The sequence below is a fragment of the Pseudoalteromonas sp. SR41-4 genome (assembly GCF_014163985.1).
In the GTDB taxonomy this organism is placed as follows: Bacteria; Pseudomonadota; Gammaproteobacteria; order Enterobacterales; family Alteromonadaceae; genus Pseudoalteromonas; species Pseudoalteromonas rhizosphaerae.
On sequence record NZ_JACJEI010000034.1, the window covers coordinates 23,703 to 48,363 of the forward strand.

Annotated in this window: 20 protein-coding genes; 4 read left to right on the plus strand and 16 right to left on the minus strand. The window is 40.3% G+C overall.

Features of this window, described 5'->3' with window-relative positions:
* Positions 1-14 precede the first annotated feature (14 nt).
* Both rpoZ and gmk read right to left on the minus strand, forming a co-directional pair.
* Entirely contained in the window at positions 15-290 is a 276-nt protein-coding gene (gene rpoZ, locus H5180_RS20030) for a DNA-directed RNA polymerase subunit omega (RefSeq protein WP_064667923.1), read from the minus strand.
* 117 nt (positions 291-407) lie between these two features.
* Positions 408-1,028: a guanylate kinase gene (gmk, locus tag H5180_RS20035; RefSeq protein ID WP_182758929.1), complete on the minus strand. Its 621-nt coding sequence runs from the start codon at positions 1,026-1,028 to the stop codon at positions 408-410.
* A gap of 1,168 nt (positions 1,029-2,196) precedes the next feature.
* Here gmk and H5180_RS23835 point away from each other — a divergent pair.
* Together H5180_RS23835 and H5180_RS20045 are read left to right on the plus strand one after the other, a co-directional pair.
* Entirely contained in the window at positions 2,197-2,397 is a 201-nt protein-coding gene (locus H5180_RS23835) for an AlpA family phage regulatory protein (RefSeq protein ID WP_182758942.1), read from the plus strand.
* A 1-nt stretch (position 2,398) separates the two neighbouring features.
* A complete protein-coding gene (locus H5180_RS20045) occupies positions 2,399-5,221 on the plus strand; it encodes a DUF927 domain-containing protein (RefSeq protein ID WP_182758930.1) in 2,823 nt (940 codons plus the stop codon).
* A gap of 76 nt (positions 5,222-5,297) precedes the next feature.
* On the opposite strand, the gene H5180_RS20050 is transcribed toward H5180_RS20045, so the two are convergent.
* The 14 genes from H5180_RS20050 to H5180_RS20110 all read right to left on the minus strand — a co-directional run bounded on the left by H5180_RS20050 (position 5,298) and on the right by H5180_RS20110 (position 22,854).
* Positions 5,298-5,471, minus strand: coding sequence for a hypothetical protein (locus tag H5180_RS20050; RefSeq protein ID WP_182758931.1), 174 nt, complete (start codon positions 5,469-5,471; stop codon positions 5,298-5,300).
* 10 nt (positions 5,472-5,481) lie between these two features.
* On the minus strand, positions 5,482-6,324 hold the full coding sequence (locus tag H5180_RS20055; RefSeq protein ID WP_182758932.1) for a M48 family metallopeptidase: 843 nt from the start codon (positions 6,322-6,324) through the stop codon (positions 5,482-5,484).
* A 5-nt stretch (positions 6,325-6,329) separates the two neighbouring features.
* Positions 6,330-9,620: a type I restriction endonuclease subunit R gene (locus tag H5180_RS20060; RefSeq protein ID WP_182758933.1), complete on the minus strand. Its 3,291-nt coding sequence runs from the start codon at positions 9,618-9,620 to the stop codon at positions 6,330-6,332.
* Between the two features lie 15 nt (positions 9,621-9,635).
* On the minus strand, positions 9,636-10,244 hold the full coding sequence (locus tag H5180_RS20065; protein ID WP_182758934.1) for a histidine phosphatase family protein: 609 nt from the start codon (positions 10,242-10,244) through the stop codon (positions 9,636-9,638).
* A gap of 4 nt (positions 10,245-10,248) precedes the next feature.
* Positions 10,249-11,910 (minus strand): methyltransferase, encoded by a 1,662-nt coding sequence (locus H5180_RS20070; protein ID WP_182758935.1) that lies wholly within the window; start codon positions 11,908-11,910, stop codon positions 10,249-10,251.
* Positions 11,910-12,938, minus strand: a complete 1,029-nt coding sequence (locus tag H5180_RS23435; protein WP_220493158.1) for a radical SAM/SPASM domain-containing protein — start codon at positions 12,936-12,938, stop codon at positions 11,910-11,912. Before H5180_RS23435 ends, H5180_RS20070 begins: the two co-directional genes overlap by 1 nt.
* Entirely contained in the window at positions 12,935-14,230 is a 1,296-nt protein-coding gene (locus H5180_RS23440; RefSeq protein WP_220493159.1) for a glycosyltransferase, read from the minus strand. The genes H5180_RS23435 and H5180_RS23440 overlap by 4 nt, the downstream gene beginning before the upstream one ends.
* Entirely contained in the window at positions 14,227-15,129 is a 903-nt protein-coding gene (locus tag H5180_RS20080; protein WP_182758936.1) for an NAD(P)-dependent oxidoreductase, read from the minus strand. Before H5180_RS20080 ends, H5180_RS23440 begins: the two co-directional genes overlap by 4 nt.
* Positions 15,130-15,381: 252 nt before the next feature.
* On the minus strand, positions 15,382-16,017 hold the full coding sequence (locus tag H5180_RS20085; RefSeq protein WP_182758937.1) for a TIGR02646 family protein: 636 nt from the start codon (positions 16,015-16,017) through the stop codon (positions 15,382-15,384).
* Positions 16,001-17,380, minus strand: a complete 1,380-nt coding sequence (locus H5180_RS20090; protein WP_182758938.1) for an AAA family ATPase — start codon at positions 17,378-17,380, stop codon at positions 16,001-16,003. The genes H5180_RS20085 and H5180_RS20090 overlap by 17 nt, the downstream gene beginning before the upstream one ends.
* On the minus strand, positions 17,380-18,693 hold the full coding sequence (locus H5180_RS20095; RefSeq protein ID WP_182758939.1) for a restriction endonuclease subunit S: 1,314 nt from the start codon (positions 18,691-18,693) through the stop codon (positions 17,380-17,382). The genes H5180_RS20090 and H5180_RS20095 overlap by 1 nt, the downstream gene beginning before the upstream one ends.
* Positions 18,683-20,197, minus strand: coding sequence for a type I restriction-modification system subunit M (locus tag H5180_RS20100; RefSeq protein WP_182758940.1), 1,515 nt, complete (start codon positions 20,195-20,197; stop codon positions 18,683-18,685). Before H5180_RS20100 ends, H5180_RS20095 begins: the two co-directional genes overlap by 11 nt.
* 374 nt (positions 20,198-20,571) lie before the next feature.
* On the minus strand, positions 20,572-21,858 hold the full coding sequence (locus H5180_RS20105) for a site-specific integrase (RefSeq protein WP_182758941.1): 1,287 nt from the start codon (positions 21,856-21,858) through the stop codon (positions 20,572-20,574).
* A gap of 135 nt (positions 21,859-21,993) precedes the next feature.
* A complete protein-coding gene (locus H5180_RS20110; RefSeq protein ID WP_145237110.1) occupies positions 21,994-22,854 on the minus strand; it encodes a YicC/YloC family endoribonuclease in 861 nt (286 codons plus the stop codon).
* Between the two features lie 178 nt (positions 22,855-23,032).
* On the opposite strand from H5180_RS20110, the gene rph reads away from it, so the two are divergent.
* The gene (rph, locus tag H5180_RS20115) at positions 23,033-23,746 is read left to right on the plus strand and encodes a ribonuclease PH (RefSeq protein ID WP_145237114.1); all 714 of its coding nucleotides are present in this window, start codon (positions 23,033-23,035) and stop codon (positions 23,744-23,746) included.
* 20 nt (positions 23,747-23,766) lie between these two features.
* Positions 23,767-24,411 carry an orotate phosphoribosyltransferase gene (gene pyrE / locus H5180_RS20120; RefSeq protein ID WP_145237117.1) on the plus strand — a complete coding sequence of 215 codons (645 nt, stop codon included), beginning with the start codon at positions 23,767-23,769 and terminating at the stop codon, positions 24,409-24,411.
* Positions 24,412-24,661 lie beyond the last annotated feature (250 nt).

The window sequence follows — 24,661 nt, forward strand, 5'->3', positions numbered from 1 at the left end:
ACAAGGAAGTCAGATTATTGGTTGCCGCCTACAATAGCTGCAACTGCAGCCATTTCAGCCGCCTCTTGATGTTGTTGCTCTTCACGATCAATAAGATCCATTGATGAGCTATCTACTAAACCAAGTTCAATTTCACGTAAAGCAACAACCGTTGGTTTATCGTTTTCAGGATCAACCAGTGGCTTTTTACCACCGACCGCGATTTGACGGGCACGACGGGCCGCAACTAAAATTAAATCAAAACGATTACCAATTGCATCTACTGCATCTTCAACAGTTACGCGAGCCATCTTAGCACTCCAAATAAATTTTTAAGCAAAGACGTAGTTTACTGCACCGAGTCAGATTCGCCAATAGCTTGTGGTTAATTTAAACAAATAAAATACTTACTGAACCCAAATTAGGATTTAACGCAGTAAGTCTACGAGTAAATCTTGATGGCGAATAGCTTGGCTTTGTAGCGATAAGCGTTTTGCCAATACGATCGTCTCAATTTCCTTCAGCGCAGTTGCAAAATCATCGTTAACCACGACATAGTCATATTCATTGTAATGAGACGTTTCAGATTGTGCTTTTGCCATGCGACCAGCAATGATTTCTTGTGAATCTTGGCCGCGATTATTTAAGCGCGCTTCAAGCTCAACTTTTGACGGTGGTAGGATAAAAATGGTTTCAACATCAGCGACCAGATCACGAACTTGACGTGCACCTTGCCAATCAATATCTAAAAATACATCAATACCTGCTGCAAGCTGCTCTTCAATTGCTTGCTTTGATGTACCGTAGTAATTATCGAACACTTGCGCCCATTCAAAAAAATCATTCTTTTCAATTAATGATTTGAATTCATCAACATTTACAAAGTGGTAATGCACGCCATTTGCTTCGCCCGGACGAGACGAGCGAGTAGTATGCGATACAGATACTTTCATATCATTATACTTAGTTAACAATGCATTGATTAAGCTGGATTTACCCGCACCAGATGGTGCCGATAAAATAAATAAGTTTCCGCGAGTTTGCGTCATTACTTTGCTCTCTACTAAAAATAAATAGGCTTGAGTTACAAGTAACTCAAGCCTTAGATAACACCATTATACTTTAATAACCAAACACTGCTCAAGTTGAGCCAAGAAACACTTACTCAATATTCTGGATCTGATTGTTAATTTACTTCATTAAGTTATTGATATTTATTGGTTAAATGTAGGTTTGTGTGGTTTTTAAATGTTTTAGGTGACCGCTTAGGTAACCGATTTGAGTATTACTAGGCTGATAATTACTTGAGACTATCTATAAATATCTAAATTTCTTTACCGCATTATATACTATTTGTTTAACTTTAGTAGTAGAGGTAGTAGAGCCATTTACTGGCTTGCTCTGTAGCTCTGCTACTTAGATTTATTGATCGGTTCGTAAATAATTACCAAAAATTCACTTCGTTTTAGAGACTGCAATGCGATGTAATTAACTACAGCGCAACCGTTTTCATAATTAAAATTTCTCAAAAATAAAAAATTACTAGCAGTCTCATGAACGGGAATGGTGTCTACTTTGCGACTTATTCCCTTGAGGCACAGTAGGATAGCCCTTACGACGAGATCTCACTAACACCTAGAGACTGTAAAATTTCACAGTATTTTAGTGGTAAAAAGCTAACTTTATATGCTCTTGTGTAGCGTAGAACAAGGTCATACTTAAAGTAGTACTAAGGGTAAAACCTTGTAACTAGCTAGGGCATAAGTGATTTCGTCTCTATATCGATTTAGGCGCTTCTGGAAATATAGATATGTACTAGGGGTAATGTCTTTCGGTAACTGCAACCCCCTCCTTATGTATCAAGGGGTATATCGTTGTACAATGATTTTTTCATAACTATCAGTGCTTTACAGGTTGAATTTATTGTTGACAGCTTTAATGATGATGTGTAAATTCCACATCAACGTCACTGCTGTGAAGCGTTGAGAAGCTTTTAGAAAGCTTACGCAATCCTGTGAATAGTTTAGACCCAGTCCTTAGCGAGTATGCATTAGCACGATAACTCGAGCGTCTAACTCTTCCCCTCTGCACGACTCCGTTTACGTTTTCTCGATCTATTAATTAGGCTCAGCTGATACAGCAGCAGTATAGCCTTAGAGTTAATGCGAAATGAAAACAAACCTATCTAACAAATATCATTACATGTTAATGAATGAGATGAAAATCCCTGATCGGGGGGTTAATGAAAAAGAGTGTGAGCAATTGACTGGCCTTTCTAGGTTAGCCAGGTGGAGATTGGAAACCCAGAACAAATTTCCAAAACCTACCAAAGTGAGTGCTCGAACTAATATATGGCTGCTAAGTGAAATTATGGAGTGGCTGTATGAGTCAAAATCTCCTAGTGCGGAGATTAAATAATATGACTTATCAAATCGACTATTCAAATGTTGACTGGCATACCTACCTATTGAGCTTAGGAGTCCCATTACAAGCAATCGGACAAGCTGGCCCTTGTCCTTTATGCGATGGAACCGATCGATTCGTCTTTGATGATAAAAACGGTCAAGGCGGTTCATTTTGCCGAAAATGTGACGGTGGTAATAAAGCTCGTACGGGTAGCCAATTAGCGATGGAATATATGGGTTGGACAACCAAAGAGCTGAATGAAAACCTACAAGAGTACTTAGGGGTTACTCCTAATTCTTATACTCAAAAACAAGCTAAAAAAGAGCAAGAAGAGATAAAATCTGTTCGAGCAAATCAATCATTGAGACGAAGAGCGAATCGTATTGTACGCACAGGAGTATCTTCATCTACACACCCTTACATGCAAAATAAAGGTATTAAAGACTTTGACGTTTTAGTTAGTGAAAAGACTATACCTTGCAGTGGAATGAGTATGCCTAGGGGTTCAATTGTCATCCCTATTCAAAATATCAATGGAACAGTTGTTAATTGCCAAGTGATTGATGGTGAGGGTAATAAGCGCTTTCTCCCTGGTAAAGGGTCACTTAATGCTGGGTTCCATCTTGTGGGAAATCTTACAGATGATACAGAGATTGTATTACTTACAGAGGGCTATGCCAGTGCTGCAAGTTTATATAAGTGCAAGGAGTATCTAAGTGAGGATTACCCTGTGGTTGTAACGTTTTCAGCAAATAACATGCATAAGGTGGCTGAGGTTCTGCGAGCAAAGTATCCTGATGTTAAATTTATCTTTATGGCAGATGACGATGATGTTGGGGAAGGTAATAACACTGGACTGAATGCTGCTAATAAATCTGTTAGTTTAGTCGGTGGTGCTGTTTTACCGCCACCTTTCAGCGCTAATGAAAAAGCGGAGAAAAAAGGCATTAAACGTAAATATTCAGATTGGGATGATTTTCGACAGTTATATGGCCAAGAAGAAACAAGTAACAAGCTAAAAGAGTTAATGAATAATGCGATTTTCGAGCCAATTAAAGTAACACTCACACCTGTATGTAAAAAGGCTGATAACTCTAGCCCTGAAAATACCACAAAGCAACAGGGGGAGTTTATCTATAAACCGGATGGTGTATATGTTAGTAAATCTTCCATTGAGGACACTGCCAGTCATGTAAAAATTTTTTCGTCTATTACAGTTGAAGGATATGGAAGAGACCCTCAAGGTAGTGGTTGGAAGGTGTTAGTTAAATTTAGTGATAGGTTAGGGGAAGTCAAGCAGGCATGTCTCCCATTAAATTCAATCACGAGTAATTTGACCGAAGCTATGAGTGAATTGGTGTCTCAGGGAATGCCCTATGTAGCTAGTACAAGGGGTTGGACATCTGAATATATGCGTAAATTCTTTATGGAAAATGAAGGGCCACAGTTACTAATTTTCACAAAAAGTGCAGGCTGGTATATTAATAAAGAAGGGGCGCATACGTTCGTTCTACCACATCAATCTTTCGGTGAAAATGCTCAAGCGATTCGCATGGATCCACAAGTACTACATGATAACCCATGCGGTACTTCGACCAATGCTAGTTTGAAAATGTGGCAAAAATCGGTAAGTTGCTATTGTTCAGGTAATAGTCGTTTATTGTTCGCTGTTTCATCAGCATTTGCAGCTCCTTTGCTCACACTTATGCATATGGAGGGGGGAGGGTTTCACTTCGGTGGTGCTTCAAGTGACGGTAAAACAACTTGTTTGTATGTAGCTTCATCAGTATTTGGCAGTCCAGGTACCTTACAAAGTTGGCGAGCTACAGGTAATGCCATAGAAGCTACAGCATGTAAGTACAATGATTTACTTTTACCATTGGATGAAATTAAACAAGCCAATAGTAGTGAAGTTGCAGCAACGGCTTATATGCTTGCAAATGGCAAAGGTAAGGCCAGAGCTAATCGAAATGGTAACCTAAATATAATTAAAGAGTGGAAATTACTTGTATTATCCACTGGAGAGCTAGGCTTCGATGAGATGATCAAGGATGCTAATCAAGAATCCTATGCAGGTATTGAGGTGCGTTTTCCCGAAATTCCTAGTAGCACAGGACATTTCGGTGCATTTGAGCATTTTCATGAGTTTAAATCAGCTAAGGCGTTTGCAGAAGAGCTTAAAGTTAATGCTGCTAAAAATTACGGTATTGCGTTTGAGACTTTTCTACAGCGCTTAACTTTGAACTTGAAGCCGTATATATCAGATATACATCAAGAAATGTTAGAGGTAATTGGTTCTTGGAATACAAGTGAGTTAGAAAGCCAGGCACTTCGGGTTGCAAATCGCTTTGCGCTCGTAGGTGTGGCTGGAGAGCTAGCCACAAAGCTTGGCATTACAGGTTGGGATGAAGGGCAAGCTTTATGGGCCGCTAAAGTATGCTTTAAGGCATGGTTAAGTAATCGTGGTTTCAAAGGTAACAAAGAGCACATAAAGGCGCTACAGCATGTTCGTGACTTTATTTACTCTCGTCTTAACAGTCACTTCGCATATGTAACAGATGTGGATGCCAAAAATACTCAGCTAATAGGCTGGAAAGAAGCAGAGAATTGTCCTCACACTAAAGAGAAGCCGTTAACCTTGAAAATCCCACCAAATGGTTGGCGTGCGATTGCAGAACGTTCAGGGTTGAAGCCTACTGAGCTCGCAAAAGTTTGCGCCCAAAATGGTTTACTCCAGAAACCGAACGGCAAAGGCTTACAGTTTAACTCTTCACTACCTGGTATGAAGTCGGTTAAACACTATCGTTTGCAAGTTGCTGATATCGTAAATAGCTAATAACTTTCTCAAGCTTAATACGTTACTGTATTAAGCTTTTTAATATGCGATGAGTCAACATTTACCATAACTTCTCTTAGTCATCTACAACTTCAACTGTCATATGTTGTGCACCAAAGTACGTACCTTCATCCATTTCATAGCGCAAGGTTTCATCGCAATGTGGGCAATCAAAGGCCTCGTTAGGCTCAATGCATTCATCTTCTATCCAATCCCAGCCAATATACTTTTCACAACTAGGGCATTTCATTCAGCAATCCTTATTCATTCAAATACATCTCCGCCATGTCATCTAGCTTTGCCTTAATTTCTTTCCAGTTTGGCATTACTTGGGTTAATAAACGCCAGAATCGCTCGCTGTGGTTGTGTTCTGCAATATGGCAAAGCTCGTGTAGTATCACGTAATCAATACACTCTTTCGGTGCTTTAATAAGGTGTGGGTTAAGCATCAGATTACCTTTAGTTGAGCAGCTTCCCCATTGCTTTTTCATTGCCATTACACGAAAAGAAGGAATGCCTGTTACCCACGTGGTTTTTGGGAGTAGTTCTGCAAGTCGCTCATGAAAAATTGCTTTCGCTTTATGCTGATACCATTTATCGATTAGCGGTTTAATTTGCGCAGCGCGGCTATTTTGGCTGTCATCAGCAATATCTTTACTGATCCCATGCTTGATTGTGACATTTAATTTGCCTCGGCTGAGCTTCACTCTGGGCACTTGCTCAGCATCAACAATTACCTTGAGTACATAGCGCTTACCTAAATACAATTGGGTTTCGCCACTCACATAACGCTTATGCAATACCGTGTCTTTTTGCTTTGCAAAGTCATTAATACTTTGCCATATCCACCTTGCACGCTTATGCATGGCATCAACAATAGCATCTTCGCTTGCATCATTTGGCACAGTCGCAACAACACGCTGATCAGGGTGAACCTTAATAATGACCTTACGTGTTACTTTTTTAGCGGTATCACTAGGCTTTGGTTTACGAATAACGTCATAGCGAATGGTGTCGTTACCATAAATAAAAACACCGTGTTCTTTGGTTGTTACGCTGCTTTTTTCAGAATGAATAGCAGCGGCTACCGTTTTTTGCGTCACTTACATTAGCCTCTAGCTATACCTAATCGGGTTATCTTTAACACTTCTTCGATCAGTTTTTGTGCGTTATCAAGGCCAAGCCCAGCAAAAAGTATTGGTAATAATTTCATGTGTATGGCGTTTTCAATTTCCGCAGGGTTAATGGAATACTCAGCAACCGCATCATTTACGACGGCGTCAATATTAAAAGCAAGCGCTACCAGCTTATCGTTATCCAGTGCCTTTTCAGTTAAAAGCTCATTATCAAATAAGTGTTTGAACAGGCCAAAATAGGCTTGGGCATGTTTGTTTAGCTTGCCTGCGTCATCCATAAAGTCATTAGGGACATCAGCGACTTTACGGTCTTTTACTTCTTGCTCAAAATCAGCGAACAATATGTACTGCTTAACAGGGGCATCAAACATGGCTCTAGCATCTTCAATGGCTTTTTTAAGCATCTTAGAAAAGTATTCCTGTGCATAAGGATCATCTGCTAAGTCTTGCTCAATCATCTTAGTGATACGGCCAGTGATTTTATCTGTTTGGTTACGGGCTTCATCATCACTTATGTCTTGCGGCTTGACGTCTTTGCCCAAGTTACCCACTAGATACGCACCGTCTGGTTCTTTTACTTCAATACCCGCTATGTGTTTATCGAGTAAGCTACGGATATCTTCTGCGTATTCATCATAGTTAATGGTTTCGTCGGCATCTTCACGTACTTGTTTACGTAAATCTACAAAGGCTTTTAAGTCTCGTTTGTATAGGTCGCGCTTGTTATCAAACGACTTATCTTCAAAGTAGGTGGCTGATTGCAGCGCTACTTTCATACAGTTTGAAAATGCCGTGAGTATAGAGTAAAAATCATCACGCTTTTTAAGGTTGGTATCGGTGAGCTTACCATCAACCTCATGTACTTTTGGTGCTAATGCTTGTCGTAAAGCCGGGCCATCTTGTTTGTTTTTAACCCCGTCAAATATCGCCCATAAATCACTGTGCAGGCCCGGAAGCTTTTTATATTCGGTATCCATTCGGTTATACAACCCTTTCAGGTCGTCTATATCAAAACCGCCTTGGGTGCGCTCTGCAAGGTCTTGGTACTTTTCTATGGTGGTATCAAGCTCTTTTAATATGCCACGGTAGTCAATAAGGTAGCCAAACTGTTTTTTGCTATGCAAACGGTTTACTCGGGCAATGGCTTGGATAAGGTTGTGCTCTTTAAGGGGCTTGTCGATATAAAGCACTGTGTTCTTTGGCTCGTCAAAACCTGTTAGTAGCTTATCAACCACTATCATAATGTCAGGTCCGTCATCTCTGCCAAAGTCTTCAATAATGGCTTTGGTGTAGGCTTTTTCATCCATTTTATCAACATTGGCCTTCCACCAGTTTTGCACAATGTCTTTGCTTTCTTGATCAACTACATCATGCCCCTCACGCGTGTCAGGAGCCGACATCGCCACAACCGACGTCACCGTACCAATTTTATCTAGCGCCTCTTTGTAGCGTATTGCAGAGGCCTTAGAGTCACAGGCTAGTTGGCCTTTTAAACCCTGATGCTTAAAGTTTTGAAAATGGTCGGCAATATCATAGGCAATTAACATAATGCGATCGGCAGTTTGATATATTTGACCTTTTTGCGAAAACTTTCTTTTTAAATCGGTTTTTTGTTTGTCGCTCAGCTTACTGGTACTACGATCGAACCATGCATCAATGGCCTTGTCGTTAACGTTTAGCTCTGGTATACGCTCTTCATACAGCAGTGGGGTAACGGTTTTATCTTCAACCGCTTGTTGCATCGTATAAGAGTGAATAATTTTACCGAACTTGTTTTCGGTCTTGTCGTCTTTTAATAGCGGTGTACCTGTAAAGGCAATAAAAGCCGCTTTAGGTAGCGTTTGCTGCATACGGATATTATTTTCACCGTTTTGGCTGCGGTGTCCTTCATCCACTAACACAATTATATTCGGGCTGTCGTTGTAGCAGTCTTTGTGTTTTATTGCAGAGCCAAACTTATTAATGATCGAGAAAATAACCCGCTCGTTACCTTGACCAATTTGCTCGGCCAAACGCTTACCTGTGGTCGCCATAGCATCTTTTTTATCTCGATCGGTGAGTACACCACCAGAGGCAAAGGTACGGCTTAGTTGATCTTCCAAGTCTACACGGTCTGTAACTATGATCACTCGACATTGTGCCAGCTCTTCAAGCCAAATTAGCGCTTTAGATAAAAACACCATAGTAAATGACTTGCCGCTACCTGTGGTATGCCAAATAACACCACCTTGACGTGCGGCAGAAGAATCATCAAACGTATTGATACGTTCTATAAGTGCTTTTATACCAAACACCTGCTGGTATCGAGCTACAATCTTGCCTGCTTTTTTATCAAATAAGGTAAACAGGCGGGTCATATCCAGTAGGCGCTCAGGGCCTAATAAACTTACAATCAGCCTGTCTTGGTCGGTTACCGTCAGCTCACCCGCAGCAACAAGTGAAAGGTAATCATCTTTATCTTTTGCAGGACGATGATTAAACAGTGCATTTAATTGATCTCCACGCAGCGTATGATTTTTAAGCCTGACAAACTCAGCTTCCGGTATATGCTCTTCTTTCCATTTCGCCCAAAATTTTTCAGGGGTGCCGCACGTTGCATACAAGCCCTCATGCCCGTTTATGGCTAACAATAACTGGCTGTAGGCATATAAATGAGGAATTTCATCTTGCTTTTGATTACGAATATGCTGAGAAATTGCCTCAGCATTGGTCGATTTACCTTCCTTGTTTGAATCGGGGCGTTTTGCCTCAATCACCACTAATGGCAAACCATTTACAAAACACACAATGTCTGGTCTGCGGTTGCCCGTACCCTCGGCATTTTGTACTACTAATTCTTCGGTACAATGAAAGGCATTGTTATCAATATTATGCCAATCAATCAGCTTAATAGTGGGCGAGGCTTTTTTACCATCAATAAATTCAGTCACACTCACGCCATACATTAGCGCATCATAAATTTTTTCGTTAGCGGCTTTTAGCCCAAGGTTCATGGCAGGGTTCAGTTCATGCATTACCTTATCAATGGCCGCTTCTGAGAGCGTATGCTGCTTACCTGCAAACGAAAATGTCTGTTTGGCTAAAAAGGCACGCATCACAGGTAACAACACCACCTGATGGGTACTTTTTTTATGGCTTGCTAAGGTATTACCACGTAGCGCTTCACAATCACTTGGTGGAATAAACGTATAGCCTAAGTTAGTTAGCAGCGTAAGCGCGGGAATTTTTGCGCTGAATTCTTCTTGAAACTTAATGGTTGTCATTGTGCCTAATCATCCTTAAATTGCATCGCCTATTAAGTTAGGTTTTTGCGAATAACTTACATATATTTGCTCATCACTTAACTTTATTTCCAAGTAACCCAAAAAGTTAGGCCAATCTTGAAGCGTTAATCGCTTGTCTCCAATACGAGCCGCTAAGGTGGCTAATATGGTGTCGTGAGTAACCCATAAATGCACTCCATCTGCTGAGTTACTTAACAGTATTTTTATATTACTAAAAATACGTGCAACCGAATCATTTAAATCATAAAAACCATCCCATGATTCAGTACCCGAAAGCAAATGTAAATTTACGGCTTCATGACCTTTTTTCAGCCAATGTTGCCAAGCTAAGTCACCATCTTTAATAATAAAACCAGAATCGCCTAATAAGCGACACTGCTCTATATCATCAGGTTTAAAATGAGTTGCCTGAGCTATTAATTCGGCAGTTTGAACACATCGGCCAATAGGGCTGGTTCTAATACTCAATACTTGACCGCTTATTAGAGAAGCAAATAATTTACTCTGCTTAATACCTTCATCAGTCAGCATTACATCATTACCCACGGTGTTCGGTAAAATATCGGGCCGAGCAGCATGTCTTACAATGAGTATTCTTTTCATTTATTTATGTCCGTATTAACTTCATTACAGTAACTAAGCCATCTTTTTTAATAACTGAATCAATGCAAAGGCCTGCTTTTTTAAATAGCGCTTCAAATTGACTCTGCGTTCTTTCTTGTCCACCTGTCACTGTGAGTAAATGTAAATCGCAGAGAGAGCCACCAAAACTGTACTCATCAAGTAGCATTTCAAACACATAAATTGCACCATTATTTTGTAATGCCTCCGCTGCATTTAAAAGAATTTGCAAAGCATCTGTATCGTTCCAGTCATGAAGTACACGCGCCAGCATTATTTTATTTACCTTAACAGGCCATGTTTCAAAAAGGTCAAATGCTCTCTTATTGCTGAAGTTACTAGAATCAATAACACCTCCAAGGTCACCTAAAATCACATTTGAAGACGGGAACTGATTAAGAACAAGCTGTGCTAATAAACCATTGCCTCCCGCAGCATCAAAAACAACATCGCCTTTTTCAATATCTAAATAACAAACAAGTTCTTTATAATCTTTTAATGCGTAGCTGCGCAGCATATTGTGATGTCTTTCAGTATGCTCCACTGACAAACTCACTTGTTTAAAAATGTCATCAGTTTTAATGTCTTTCTGCATTAATTGCGTGAGGTTATGCCACCTTTGCATTAACCCACCACGATACTCTATCGCAGCGCTCGCAAGCGACATAGCATGGCTTGTATTTAAAAAAGCCCCTTTGGGTAATACATGCCAAATGTGTTGTTCGCATTTTACCAACCCCAACTCACCTAGGGCATTAAGCAGGCGAGTTAACCGTTTTTCTAACGTGTTTGTGTGTATGGCTAACTGGGCTGTATCGTTAGGTAAGTAGTCAAATACTTTTAAATCAGCGGCGGCCGCAATAGTAAAGGTTCGCCAGTAACCAACCATATCAGCAGATAGAGATCCAAAGTCATCATTTTTTGCAGCTCTAAGCTCTCTAACTACATCGCCTTGTTCGTTAATAATTTGCAGTGCACCACAGTGCGTTTCAACGCGCGAAAACCCATTATAAAATGGCTCTACACTTGCGTAGCGCTGTGCGTAAATAGGTTTGCCACTTTTATCAATGTGATGCCAACCATTATCACTTTTCGCTTTTGCAAAACCCTTATGAAAAACATCTAAGTCTAAAAACCAGTGTGAATGAATATACCGACCTTGCTTATCAATGTGCGTACTTAGGCCGTTTTCAGCCTGAGCAACGGCAATGCCTTCTCTAAAATCGCCACAGTACAACCACTTATTTTCATAAAGAGGCTGGCCTAATTTATCAATATGAAAGTAAAAGCCGTCTTTATCACATACCACAGCAATGTTTTGTTGATAATTACCAACAAACGCATAGCGCTGTGCATAAGCTGCAAAGCCATTTGGCAATATATGAAACCAATCATCGTTTTCTACCACAGCCGCCAAGCCACAGTAAAAACCAAAAGTACGGTTAAATTTGTGCGAGTAAATTGCTTCGCCTGTTTCGTTTATGTGCCACGCTTGGCTATTTAAACAAACAGGCGCAACTTGATATGCGTTGTCTATGTCATGAAATGATAAAACTTCATCAAAGCGTGCAGGGTAAGCTGGGGAGCCATCAGCAAAAGTGTGGTATCTGCCATCATCCGAAACAGAGAGTTTAGCTAATATACTCATTACACGCGCCTCATAGTGCACTGCTTACACAAAGGGTGATCTTGATATGTATTCATCAACTCAACATACTGCTCACTCTGTGCTAATTCTGAGAGTGATGACTCGGCAACCGAGCCAAATTCCCCTAATGATTTACGTTCTTGATCAGGCGCACAGCACACATTAAAACGACCCGATGGATCAATCCAAATCTCTTTACCTAAAAATGGGCAGTGGCCATTCGGTGCTATATCGTCTAAATTATCTATGTGTAGCTCAGAAAAATTATCTAGCTTAAAAGGTCTTATTGCGGTTTTATTGTGTAATTCTACACGCTCATGGCAATACTTAACTATTTGATTCCAACGCTCTGCAAACACAATATCGTTACGTAAATTTTCAGTCGCTATTTCATCAAAGTGCGCCCATAACTGGTGACCTTTTATGCGGTCAAACCCCAGAGCAATAGCAAGGTCAACCATTTGAGGAATTTCCTCTAAGTTGCTGCGTAAGAACGTTAACTGCATTGTTATTGAACAGTAATGACGCTCGGCCCAGCTGTCTCTAACGGCAATAAAGCGTTTCGCATTTTCAATATGTTCGCTTAATTGAGCACCAAGCATAATGTTACTATGGGTGGCATCGGTTGCCCCATTCCACGAAATTTTTACATCACTACCAATAGGTACAATACGATTAGCCCAGTATTCAACATTGTGATGTTTATCGGGGCTTGGGAAGGTGCCATTAGTGGTTAAATTTAACGATAAACCCAATTCATGGCATAAATCTAAAAACACATCAAAATGCGGATATAGTAAAGGTTCACCCATTGTTGAAGGGATCACTTCTTTAATGCCCATTGCAGCCGCATCGCGGATCACCTGCTCAAGCATCACTCTATCCATATTAGGGCGCAATCGTCCTTGCTGTTTTCGCAATTTAGGGCTATCTGAATAAGGCGAATGATCCTCACACATAACACAGTTTAAATTACAGGTATCTGGGTTAGTGTCTAAAGTAATGCGCCAAAAATCGGTTTCCCTCACTGCATTAACTCCTTGTAGCAAGCCTCTAAATCAATAATATGCTGGTCTATACATGGAATTTCGCCATCGTCACTAAATGCATAACCCTTTTCTCCAAGTTGTCTTGCATACTGCGGGTCATCAACAAACACCTGCATTTTTTCAGCTAGTGCATCAACATTTCTATGCTCATAGGTTAGGCCGTTTACTCCATCTATAACGTACTCACCCATACCGCCATCGTTAGCTGTAATCACAGGTACTCTAGACTGTTGCGCTTCATGTATTACAAGCGGAGAATTCTCAACCCAAACCGAAGGCGTCACAATCGCATCGGTTTTGCTAAATACATCAACAGCTATGTGCTGGTTTTTATACTCTGGCATCCATTGAATACTGTTTTGCTTTTCGGGTGGCAATGTGGCTGCAATGGCACGCAATGCACGTGAATCTTGCCCTCTATCGCGGCCCCAAATACGTAAAATGGCATCGCCTTTTATTTTGCCAAATGCCTCAATTAACTGGTGAATACCCTTAGCCGGAATATGCGTACCAATGTACCCAAAAGTAAAAGGTTCATCTTCATTACGTACACGACCTAACATACGAGAACGATCAAAACCGTAATCTAAATAAATGCTTTTATCGGTTGGCAAGCCAAAGTCTTTTTCGTAACGGTTTTTTAAATATTTGGCAGGAGAAATAAACAGGTCAACCTGCTCAACAACCTCTTTTACGTGGCGCATTCTGCGTTCAACCCAGTTTTCCCAATAAGCAATATCTTGGTCTAGCTCTTCTTTATCACCCGAAAAGTAACGGGCGTAACATTGTGTGGCACACTTTTTATTTTCTTGTCCATCACATGCAGCCCAAAGGTTATCGTCAGCAGAATGCATTTGCATAAACTGCCCACGCGGGCACATCAACCAGTAATCGTGTAACGTATAAACAACAGGAATATTGCGTTTTTTGGCTTCAAACACCAAAGAGGTCGACAAATGATTTAAATGACCAATATGGACAATATCTGGGCAATACTCATCTAATAATTCGGCAAATTTCTGGTCAATAATCGCTAAGCGATATCTATCTCTATGGCGTGGGTTATTAACAAGGTGTAATGCAATTTCAGGCACATCAGCATCGTGGCTAATTCTTATGTCGCCGTCAGGTCTAAATGCATCTTCTTCACGGGTAAACACACGAACTTCGTGGCCTTTTTTAACCAATCCATGACAAATAGTTTGAGAATAAACCTCCGACCCCGCGTTATATAACATAGGGTAGCCATGTATTACTTTTAATATTTTCACGAATGCGCTCCTAATTTTAATTTTTTATTATATGCGTCAACTAACCTTGCAATCCCTTGTTCTGGCAAAACACTCGCGTGCCAATCTAGTAGCGATTTAGCACGCGACGGGTCGCCAATAAAGCGAGCCACATCGTAAGCGCGAGACGCTGCCTCAACAATAGTTGAGGAGCTATTTGCGGCCTTAATCGCCATTTGTGCGGCTTCTTTTAGGGTTGTGCCATATCCGGGCAATAAATGAATAGGTGGTAATTGATTTTCACCTTCACTCAGCAATGTTATTACTTTTACTAAACCTGCTACGGTGTCATCTACATGGGTAAAATCAAATAAATGCTCAAAGCCATCAACACGTAAATCAACGCCTAATACGGCGTTTTTACTAAATGCAGGTAATACTCTATCTTCATGATCAAGCGTGCAGCCATACACGTTAGCTAACCTTACAATAGCGGTATTAATACCTGCACTTCGTGCGCTTAGAGCGGCATCTTCCATGTAAAGCTTAGAGCGACCATAAATATTAACGGGTACTAAAGGTATGGTTTCTGTGACGGGTAAAATTTTTGGTTCGCCATAAACCTCGCGGCTACTGGCAACCAGTACCCAAGGCTTATGTGTACTATTTGCCGCTAATTTAAGAAGTTGTTCACTGGCCAGTGCATTAGTTTGCCAGCACTTTTCGGGATAGTTTTGCGCCCACACAACGCGCGAAACAGCCGCTAAATGTATTACGCCACAGCATTCATTGAGTGCTTGGCTTAACTGCCATGTATTACAAATATCACCTGTTCCATCAGCAATATCAAAACCAACTACTTCATAACCTAGTTGAGATAATAGGGGAGATAAATGACGGCCAATTAACCCTAAGTGGCCTGTCATTAAAATTTTATTCATTAATTCTTAATCCTTTACTGCCTAATTAATATTACTTGCCTGCTCTTTGGCTGATTCTAGTGTACGTTCTGGATGATCTTGCAGTGTAATCGCTGGCTCTGCTTTACAATCTATACAACACTGAGTTAGCGAGTAACAAAACATCGAGGCTCTACTGGGGATCTAATCTCATTGACATTCAAAGAGCGAGCGCGGGAATTTTTGCGCTAAATTCTTTTTTAAAGTCAGGTATTACATTATTTTCATGCAACATTAATCAATCCATTGTTTAAGTATGTTCACCAATACAGGTGAAAATGCTTCTAGTTTTCCATCTTTGGGGGTTGTAATATCAGCTAAAACTAAATCAATTAGCTCATCATCTTCGAGCCCTTCACTAGGGTCTATGCCATTAGCCCAAAGTAATGACTCTGTTAATTGTTTTCGCTGCTCAATAAGGGAGCGGTTGTTTGTTAACGTATCACCTAAGTTTAATACTCTTATAGTTTCAATAGCTCTGTCGCTGAGGCCAACGACCCGCCCACTTAACTTAAATTGCAGTTCGGTTTCGCAAGCCCCCATAAAAGGAGTCAAAGGCAGTGGCTGTGAACCGTGAGAATCATCGCATTGCCTTGGTGTTGTGCAGCTCGCAACTATATTCGTAAAATCAAGACTACGATTAGGTGCAATACGCCTTGCTTCAACATGCTCATTCATTGAGTCTTGATTTGTTCCTGTAATTTGCTTTAAGCAATAAGCACATAAAAAATATTGTTCTTTTGCGCACTCTATTCGAATATCATTTCTTTCAGGTGTTTCTAAATCACTGTATTTACCATGTGGGTGTGCTCTTTTGAAATTACTAAGGCTTGTCGGCTCAAAACCAATTCTTTTAGTTATTTTTCGCAATTTTCAGCTCCTGCTTTTTAAGTAATAATCTAGCTTTAGATAGCTCCAGATTATTAGAGGGAAGAGCTTGTTCTAATTTATTTAATTGCGTGTGTGCTTTTTCAATATTTGAATCATGTATTGAATCGAGTAAATCACTTAACATCTCACTTATATCGGAGTTACGTATATCTGTGTCCATAATTTCAAGTAATACAGTATTCGCATCTAAGCCAAACAGCGGAGGTAAAGGTTTAACTTCATCGTTTCCAATAAGATAAGTCAGTACGTTTTCGCTATCGCTTATCACTAGAGGTGAGTGAGTCGTCAAAACAAATTGGCATTTAGGAAAAGTATTAGTTAATTGAGTAATCAAAGTGCGCTGCCACTTCGGATGTAAATGCATATCTACTTCATCAATTAAAACAATACCGTCACCTTGCAGAGGGTTTTCAAGGTCGGGGTTCATCACCGCTAATCTGCGAGCTATGTCTCCAATTAAAGCCATTAATGATTTTTCACCTTGCGAAAGTTGAGCAACATCAAATGACTCACCAGCTTTATCAATAGACATATGCAGTCTTGGCTTTCGTCTAACTTTTAAGTTTGAAAAGTCAGGCATAAATTTATAAATTGCTTTACGGACTGCCGTTAACTGCCTGTCTCTGCTAGATGCTTTTAGCTGACTTAGTTTGGCCCAAGTGTCGTTATCATTACCTAAAACACTTCGCAGTTGCTCTAATACTTCATCAGACAACCCAGATTCATTTTCAGTATCTTCACGGTCTCTAAACCACTCAAAGAAACGTCTGAAATCAACGCCTTGAGTTAACGACTTGTCATAGCCGTCAAGTTGATGAAATGTGTGCTTCCCTCGAATTTTTAAAGGTATATCAACTACAACTCTTTCAACTGAATAAAATGCAACCAGAGGTAAAGAAGATTTATCAAAATTAGTAATTTTTTCTCTGTAAAAATCCGCGAGAGCGGTTACGCCAGCGTAATCACTTTTATGATCGCCTTTACGGCCTTTTTTAGCTTTAGCTATTCGCCAGAAGAAATAATTTTCGTCATATGACTCTAAATCACCTTGTTCAATATCCCCAGCGCAATGGTTAAAAACCTCAAGGTCAATAGCTGCTGATGGGTAACCATTTTTTACGACAAGCTCTAGTAACGGACTTCCTTTACCCGTCTCACTTTGAATTCGGGCAGACAACCAACTTAATGATGTAGCTAACGCTTTTAGAATAGATGTTTTACCAGAGCCATTATTACCAACCAAAACGGTTACGTTTCCGTTGTAACTACCATAAGGTGCTAACGGCACCTCTAACTCATTAAAGCGGCCTACATTATGTAAAGTTAATTTTTTAATTTCCATTAATTTGCCTTTAAATCAGTTTGCTCTACTTTAACTCTACGCTTACCCGTTAACAACTGCTGCATTAACGCTTTTTTCTCTTGTTTTAAATCGGCATGTTGTTGTTCTAATAGTTCGATTTCTTGATCAGCATTAGCTAGTACAGTGGCTATTTTCTGTTGCTCGCATAAGCTAGGAATTCTAATGTGAATCCCTTTAAAATCTTTAAGAATAATTCGAGGAACCCCCGAACCAGAAGTCAGCGCTTTGCCTACAAAGAATTTTACTGAATCTTGTGAAAAATATTGAGCAATAAAATGCGGGGAAATTATGTTTAGCTTTGGTCTCAATAAAGCTATTGAGGATAAAATTACGCCTTGAATTTCCTCTTTCACAACAAAACAGTATTTTAAAATAGAGCCATCTTTCGCTATCAAAATATCATTAATCTCTGGCTTACAGTTTTGCTTTTCCAAGGCTTTAAAATCCCCCTCACTGATATGTCTAGCTGTATTTTCAGCGAAGCCTGTTGGTCTCATATCTTTCACTGAAAACATGGGGTAACCAACTTCAACACTTTGTGGACTATGGTGGGCACCATCAGTAACTTTTGAACAGGCATCGCCCAACTTAACCTCTTCCCACTCTTCCTTAAACGCTCTACCTGAATCATCAAGTAGGCGCTTTTTACCCGTGAGCAGTTGTTGCATTAGGGCTTTTTTCTGCTGTTTGCTGTTGTCGATTAGGCGCTCGGTGGTGCTAATCGCTTTATCCCAAGTGGATAGGATTTTGGCGATTTTACGTTGTTCTGGGAGAGGGGGAACTGGAACAGGAAGCTCTTTACACAATTGAATAGTCAGATTCTGCTGACCAGATGTTTTTTTTGATCTTGATTGTAACCATTGTTGTGCGAGTTCACTGGTCAAAAACTTTAAAAAGTAATATTTATCAATGTGCTCAGGTGAAGTTCTATAAATTACTATTGCTTGATTCATGTTGTACGAATCGTATTGTTTATCAAGCATTGATATTTTGCCCAAAGGAGGGCCTACAATATTCATAAGAATATCGTCGGGATAAGCTATTGAGCGAGCTAAAAAGCCTTCGTGAGCATCACTGGAAACAAAAAGCATTTCGGACGATGAATTTAGGCGGCCATTAAAACTCAAATTATTTACCCTTAAAAAGGGAATATTAGAGTCCTGAACAATCTCACTTTTGGGTGGAGTAGTACCTTTAGTGATTTTTGTTGTAACGCAGTCGGCAGACTTTACCTGCCAATCAGAAGGAAAATTACCTAACCCATTTATATGCTGAAATCCATTAGGCACCATAACCCAACTCCTTTAAGTAGCTATCCATTTCTTTTTCGAGGGTTTGCAGCTCAATTTTTAGCTGTACACGTTCAGTGCGTACTGCCACTAAATCAATCTCTGCTTCTTCTTCAAAAGTATCAACATAACGAGGAATGTTTAAGTTAAAGTCGTTCTCGGCAATTTCATCAAAACTGGCTAGGTATGAATATTTTTCGGTCGTTTCACGCACTTTGTAGGTATCGATAACTTTTTGGATGTTGTCTGGTGTTAACTGGTTTTGGTTTTTACCTGATTTGAACTCACGGCTGGCATCTATAAACAGGACGTTTTTATCAATTTTTTGCTTTTTGAAAATTAAAATAGCTGCCGGAATGCCTGTACCAAAAAACAGCTTTTCTGGCAGGCCAATAACAGTGTCTAACAAGTTTTCTTCAATCAGTTGTTGGCGGATTTTGCCCTCGCTCGATGCGCGAAATAGCACGCCATGTGGCACTACAACACCCATGCGACCTGTTTCCGGTTTTAGCGTTTCAATCATATGACTAATAAACGCATAGTCACCTTTAGTTTTAGGTGGCACACCACGGCGAAAACGTCCGTAAGGGTCGCTGCTGGCATCGTCATGTCCCCATTTATCTAATGAGAATGGCGGATTAGCTGTTACTACATCAAAGTGCAATAAGCCGTTGCCGTCTTTATCAAGTAACAGTGGGTTGCGAATGGTGTCGCCCCATTCAATACGGTGGTTGTCTTCACCGTGTAGGAACATGTTCATTTTGGCGAGTGCCCATGTAGAGCCAATGGCTTCTTGCCCAAATAATGCGTATTTTTTGGAGCCAGAGTTTTTACGCACCATAGCGCCACATTTTAAAAGCAACGAGCCACTACCTGTACAGGGATCGCATATTTGGTCGCCCTCAACTGGCTCTAAAACCGTTGCTAAAAGAGTTGAGACCTCAGGCGGTGTGTAGTATTCGCCAGCGGTAGCGCCACTGCCTGCGGCAAAGTGTTTAATAAGGTATTCATAAGCGTTACCGATAATATCTAAGCTACCTACACGCTCTGTACTTAGGTTTAAAATGTCTTTACCAAAGTCTTCTAACAAATGGCGCAGTAAATCGTTTTTTTGTTTTTCTTGACCTAAGCGGTCGGTGTTAAAGCTGATATCTTGGAATACGTTTTTAAGCTTGCTGCCGTTAGCTTCTTCAATGGCATGAAGGGCTTTATCAATGCGCTCGCCGTTGCCTGCTTCATAACGCTTTTCGTATAAATCCCAAAAGCTAGCGCCTTCGGGTAATACAAAACGCTGCTTTGACATCATGGCGTGAATTAGCTCTGGCTTGTCGCCATACTGAGCAATCAGATTGTTGTATTCGTCTTTGTATACATCAGAGATGTATTTTAAAAACAGCATAGTGAGGATGAAGTCTTTATAGGTATCGGCACTGATCACACCACGAAAGGTGTCGCAGGCATTCCACACCGCTTTGTTAATATCGTCCTGATTGATTTGGTTGGTCATAGTTTTTAAGTCCTTGTTATTAATTTGTTCAATCTGTTTAGTTAGCGTTGTCTATGGCAACAAACTGTTGTTGCCTATTTTAAATCGGCTTTTTGACGCTTTTGCTCTTTCATTTCGCAGCTGTGCTGAGAGTTTGACCTTTATAAACTATGGTTTATTAGCAACATTTCTAGGCGCAATCGAAAAAACCTTAATAGTTACCCATGAGCATTTTTAAATCATTGTACAATACTTTTTAATGTTTCATATTCGATCACGCACTTTATGTATGGGTAGCAAATATCTAGACGCATGTTTGTTAATTATTTTTTGTATGTTTTACAGACGAAGTAGTAGCGATAATTTTTGTGCTAAAACTACTTCTACTACCTCTACTACTTTCTAAGCAGGTTATCTATATTTATAAGAGGAGCTAAGATATCAGCTAACTCAACAGCTGCTTCTTTGCGTTCCTCAAAATAATCATGGTTGTCATACACCTTTTGTAGCCCGACAAACGAGTGGTTTATGTAACGTTCAGCGACATCAGTCGGGACTTTTAACTTTGACAATAAAGAACGGCATGTGTGTCTAAGTGAATGAGGATCAAATTCTGGCCAAGGAATTTCCCCTTTTTTCTTTAATTTTAAGCAAGAATGATTAACTGTGTTTTCACACACATGCGTATTATCTGACTTGCCTTTTTTTCTACTGGGGAATAAGTAGTTTGAGTTTCCGGAATAGGCTTTAACTTGTAGCAGCCACTCAATAGTTTGCGGTGCTAAGGGTAGGGTAAACCCGCGTCTTGATTTTGTTCTTTCAGCTGGAAGGTGCCAAGTTCCATTGTCTAAATCGAATTCACTCCATCGTGCCGCATATAACTCCATTTTGCGTACCCCTGTAGAGAGAAGTAGTGCTAATCCCCAGTAGTCTTGGATGGCAATCTTTCCAATGTTTTTACGTAAAGCACTAAAAAGTTCAGCTACCTGCTCGATGTTAAGAGAAAACTCCTTCGGCTTTTCAGTGCCTCCAGCATCTTTTGCTGTAAAGATAGAGGCTGGGTTATATTGGACCAAATTGAGCTTTTGAGCATGGTTAAAGATCTTGGTTAGCAGGTATAGGGTTTTATTTGCTACTGTCTTACGCGGCTTCTTGCTTCCGTAACCTTCATTAATTCTTTCGATGATGAAGCGAATATCAGTGGGCTCTACTTTTACTAATTCGTATCTACCAATAACGGGTAATATTTCACGTCTATACAATGAGGCGATAATATTAGGGTGTTCGATACGCTTCGACTCCCGTTCATAAAAGTCAGCCCATAAGTCCGCTACGGTATGAAGCCTCTGGGATTTAGCTTTCTTCTTTTCAGATGCGGGGTCAAAACCTTCACGTTTTATTTTTAACTTTATGGTGGCTGCTTCTGAACGTGCCTCAGCTAAGGACATTTCCCTCGGTGATGAAAAGTAACTCCAAGCACGTTTTCCATTAGGCTTTGTATACCTTAATGCCCAGAAAGGGTGCCCAGCATCATTTATTACAAAGTAGAAACCATTTCCGTCGGAAATTTGTGCTGGACGACCATCTTTTATATAAGACAGGATCTCTGCTTGTGTTAATGGCCCTTTATTAACCTCGCCGTTGGCTTTTGCTTTTCGTGTTTGTCTTTTATCAGTCATCATTAAAAGTTAGGTAACCAGTTAGGTGACCGAAATAGTAGATGATTTACGAAGTGAATGGAAATGATTAGAAGTGAAAAACTGGCTAAATACAACATTTTTAACCAGTTATGTAGTGACTAGATATGACCTGAAATACTATTCAATATTCTGGATCTGCTCACGCATTTGCTCTATCAATACTTTAAGCTCAACCGCAGCATTGGTGATGTCGCTATTGATTGATTTAGAGGCGAGGGTGTTTGCTTCGCGGTTAAACTCTTGCATCATGAAATCTAAACGACGACCACAAGCGCCACCTTTTTTAAGGATTTTTTTAGTTTCTTTGACATGAGATTTTAAACGGTCTAGTTCTTCAGCTACGTCTTGTTTTTGTGCAAGGTAGATGAGCTCTTGCTCAAGGCGAGCTTCGTCAATATTTGCAGTTAAATCTTCTAATTTTTGTGCTAATTTTTCACGCTGCCATTTGGCAATTTCTGGCATGTGAGTTTCAACTATCGCTACTTGCTCTAAAATAGCATCAAGGCGAGTGGCTATCATCTCTTCAAGATTAGCGCCTTCATCACCACGTGCAGATTTAAAATCTTCAATCACTTGATCAAAACCAGCAATGAGTGCGGTGTTAACGCTATCCATATCTAGCTCTTCAGCTTCCATAACACCAGGCCAACGTAAGATGTCGACAGGATTAATATCGCCATTACTTTGTTGTTGCACCCATTTGGCGCTATTGATCAGTTGTGCAGCCAACGCCTCATTAATTGAAAGTTCACCAACATGGGCTGGGTTTGCCACAAACTTTAAGAACACTTCAACCTTGCCGCGTTGTAAATGTTTACGTAGGCGCTCACGGATCACCGGCTCCATGCCACGAAATTGCTCAGGTGCGCGAATAAAGGTTTCAAGGTAGCGTTGGTTAACTGAACGAACTTCCCACGTGCCAGTGCCCCAATCGCCTTTTATTTCGCGACGCGCGTAAGCAGTCATACTGTGGATCATGGATGGTTTCCTAGTTTTATTAAACAATATTAAAAGTGATTATACCGTAACACTGGTTAAGCTCTAGCGGAAATTTTTGTTGCTGCGAATTTTACAATTTGCTTTTGTTTAAATCAGCATGGCATCTACAGCTATATATACATATAATGTGGGAAATTCTGAATTAAGGGGATCGTGAATGCGTCCAAGCGAAAGAACACCTAACCAAATTAGACCGGTTACATTTACACGTAATTACACTTTGCATGCTGAAGGCTCTGTGTTGGTTGAGTTTGGTAACACAAAAGTACTTTGTACAGCCACTGTTGAATCAGGTGTACCGCGTTTTATGAAAGGCCAAGGTAAAGGCTGGATCACAGCTGAGTACGGTATGTTACCGCGCTCTACCCATACCCGAAATGGCCGTGAAGCGGCGCGTGGCAAGCAAAGCGGTCGTACTATGGAAATTCAACGTTTAATTGCACGCGCACTTCGTGCCGCAGTTGATTTAAAAGCGTTAGGCGAAAATACCATTACTATTGATTGTGATGTTATTCAAGCTGATGGCGGAACTCGTACTGCATCAATCAGTGGTGCTTGTGTTGCTCTAGTCGATGCGTTAACACATATGCGTAGCAAGGGTATGATCAATTCAAATCCTCTTAAATTTATGATTGCAGCTATTTCGGTAGGTATTTATAAAGGCCAAGCTATTAGCGATTTAGAATATTTAGAAGATTCTGACGCTGAAACAGATATGAACGTAATTCTGACCGAAACAGGTAAAATTATTGAAGTGCAGGGTACAGCCGAGGGCGAACCTTTCTCGTTTGATGAGCTTGATGAATTACTCACTCTTGCGAAGCATTCAATCCGCGAAATCATTGACGTTCAGAAGCAAGCATTAGCTTAATAAGTAATAGGTTTATAGTAATGAAAGATTATCAAATAGAGTTTATTGAATTCGCCTTAGAAAAACAGGTGTTAAAGTTTGGTGAGTTTACTTTAAAGTCTGGCCGTACTAGCCCTTACTTCTTTAATGCGGGGTTGTTTAATACAGGTCGTGACCTTGCACGTCTTGGTCGTTTTTATGCTGCCGCCCTTGAAGATGCAGGCATTGAATATGATGTTTTATTCGGTCCTGCTTATAAAGGTATTCCAATTGCAACAACTACCGCAGTAGCACTTGCAGATCATCACAATAAAGATGTGCCTTATTGCTTTAACCGTAAAGAGAAGAAAGCACACGGTGAAGGCGGCACATTAGTAGGCTCTGAGCTAAAAGGCAAAATCATGTTAGTAGATGACGTGATCACTGCTGGCACAGCAATTCGTGAGTCTATGGAAATTATTGCAGAAAATGGTGCGGATCTAAGTGGTGTCTTAATAGCTCTTGATCGTCAAGAAAAAGGCAAAGCTGAACTGTCTGCAATTCAAGAAGTAGAACGTGACTTTAATACTAAAGTAGTTTCAATAGTAAAACTTGCAGATTTAATTAGCTACCTTGAAACTAAAGGTACTATGAACGAGCATCTTGCATCAGTAAAAGCTTATCGTGAGCAATATGGTATAGCTTAATCTAAGTATACTTAAAGCTATTCAACAAAAGCCCGATGATTTTCATCGGGCTTTTGCGTTTTATAACCGTATAAAGTTATTTTGAAGTTAAAAAAGTATCTCTTTTGTAGGGTTTGGCTTGAATTTTGAACGAACAGCACTTTATTTCAAGTTTTCTTTAAAAAACGCTTGCGTAAAATTCGCCGCGCCCTATAATGCGACCCCACTGAGACGGCAGACAGCAACGCTTAGCGAGGCAAGAGTTAATCAG

Excerpts from the sequence above, each read along its gene's own strand:
- H5180_RS20080 (WP_182758936.1), bottom strand. The coding sequence starts at position 15,129 with ATGAATAAAATTTTAATGACAGGCCACTTAGGGTTAATTGGCCGTCAT.
- H5180_RS20090 (WP_182758938.1), bottom strand. The coding sequence starts at position 17,380 with ATGGAAATTAAAAAATTAACTTTACATAATGTAGGCCGCTTTAATGAG.
- H5180_RS20100 (WP_182758940.1), bottom strand. The coding sequence starts at position 20,197 with ATGACCAACCAAATCAATCAGGACGATATTAACAAAGCGGTGTGGAAT.
- rpoZ (WP_064667923.1), bottom strand. The coding sequence starts at position 290 with ATGGCTCGCGTAACTGTTGAAGATGCAGTAGATGCAATTGGTAATCGT.
- gmk (WP_182758929.1), bottom strand. The coding sequence starts at position 1,028 with ATGACGCAAACTCGCGGAAACTTATTTATTTTATCGGCACCATCTGGT.
- H5180_RS20060 (WP_182758933.1), bottom strand. The coding sequence starts at position 9,620 with ATGACAACCATTAAGTTTCAAGAAGAATTCAGCGCAAAAATTCCCGCG.
- H5180_RS20110 (WP_145237110.1), bottom strand. The coding sequence starts at position 22,854 with ATGATCCACAGTATGACTGCTTACGCGCGTCGCGAAATAAAAGGCGAT.
- H5180_RS23835 (WP_182758942.1), top strand. The coding sequence starts at position 2,197 with ATGAAAATCCCTGATCGGGGGGTTAATGAAAAAGAGTGTGAGCAATTG.
- H5180_RS20095 (WP_182758939.1), bottom strand. The coding sequence starts at position 18,693 with ATGGTGCCTAATGGATTTCAGCATATAAATGGGTTAGGTAATTTTCCT.
- H5180_RS20045 (WP_182758930.1), top strand. The coding sequence starts at position 2,399 with ATGACTTATCAAATCGACTATTCAAATGTTGACTGGCATACCTACCTA.
- H5180_RS20070 (WP_182758935.1), bottom strand. The coding sequence starts at position 11,910 with ATGAGTATATTAGCTAAACTCTCTGTTTCGGATGATGGCAGATACCAC.
- rph (WP_145237114.1), top strand. The coding sequence starts at position 23,033 with ATGCGTCCAAGCGAAAGAACACCTAACCAAATTAGACCGGTTACATTT.
- H5180_RS20050 (WP_182758931.1), bottom strand. The coding sequence starts at position 5,471 with ATGAAATGCCCTAGTTGTGAAAAGTATATTGGCTGGGATTGGATAGAA.
- pyrE (WP_145237117.1), top strand. The coding sequence starts at position 23,767 with ATGAAAGATTATCAAATAGAGTTTATTGAATTCGCCTTAGAAAAACAG.
- H5180_RS20105 (WP_182758941.1), bottom strand. The coding sequence starts at position 21,858 with ATGATGACTGATAAAAGACAAACACGAAAAGCAAAAGCCAACGGCGAG.
- H5180_RS20065 (WP_182758934.1), bottom strand. The coding sequence starts at position 10,244 with ATGAAAAGAATACTCATTGTAAGACATGCTGCTCGGCCCGATATTTTA.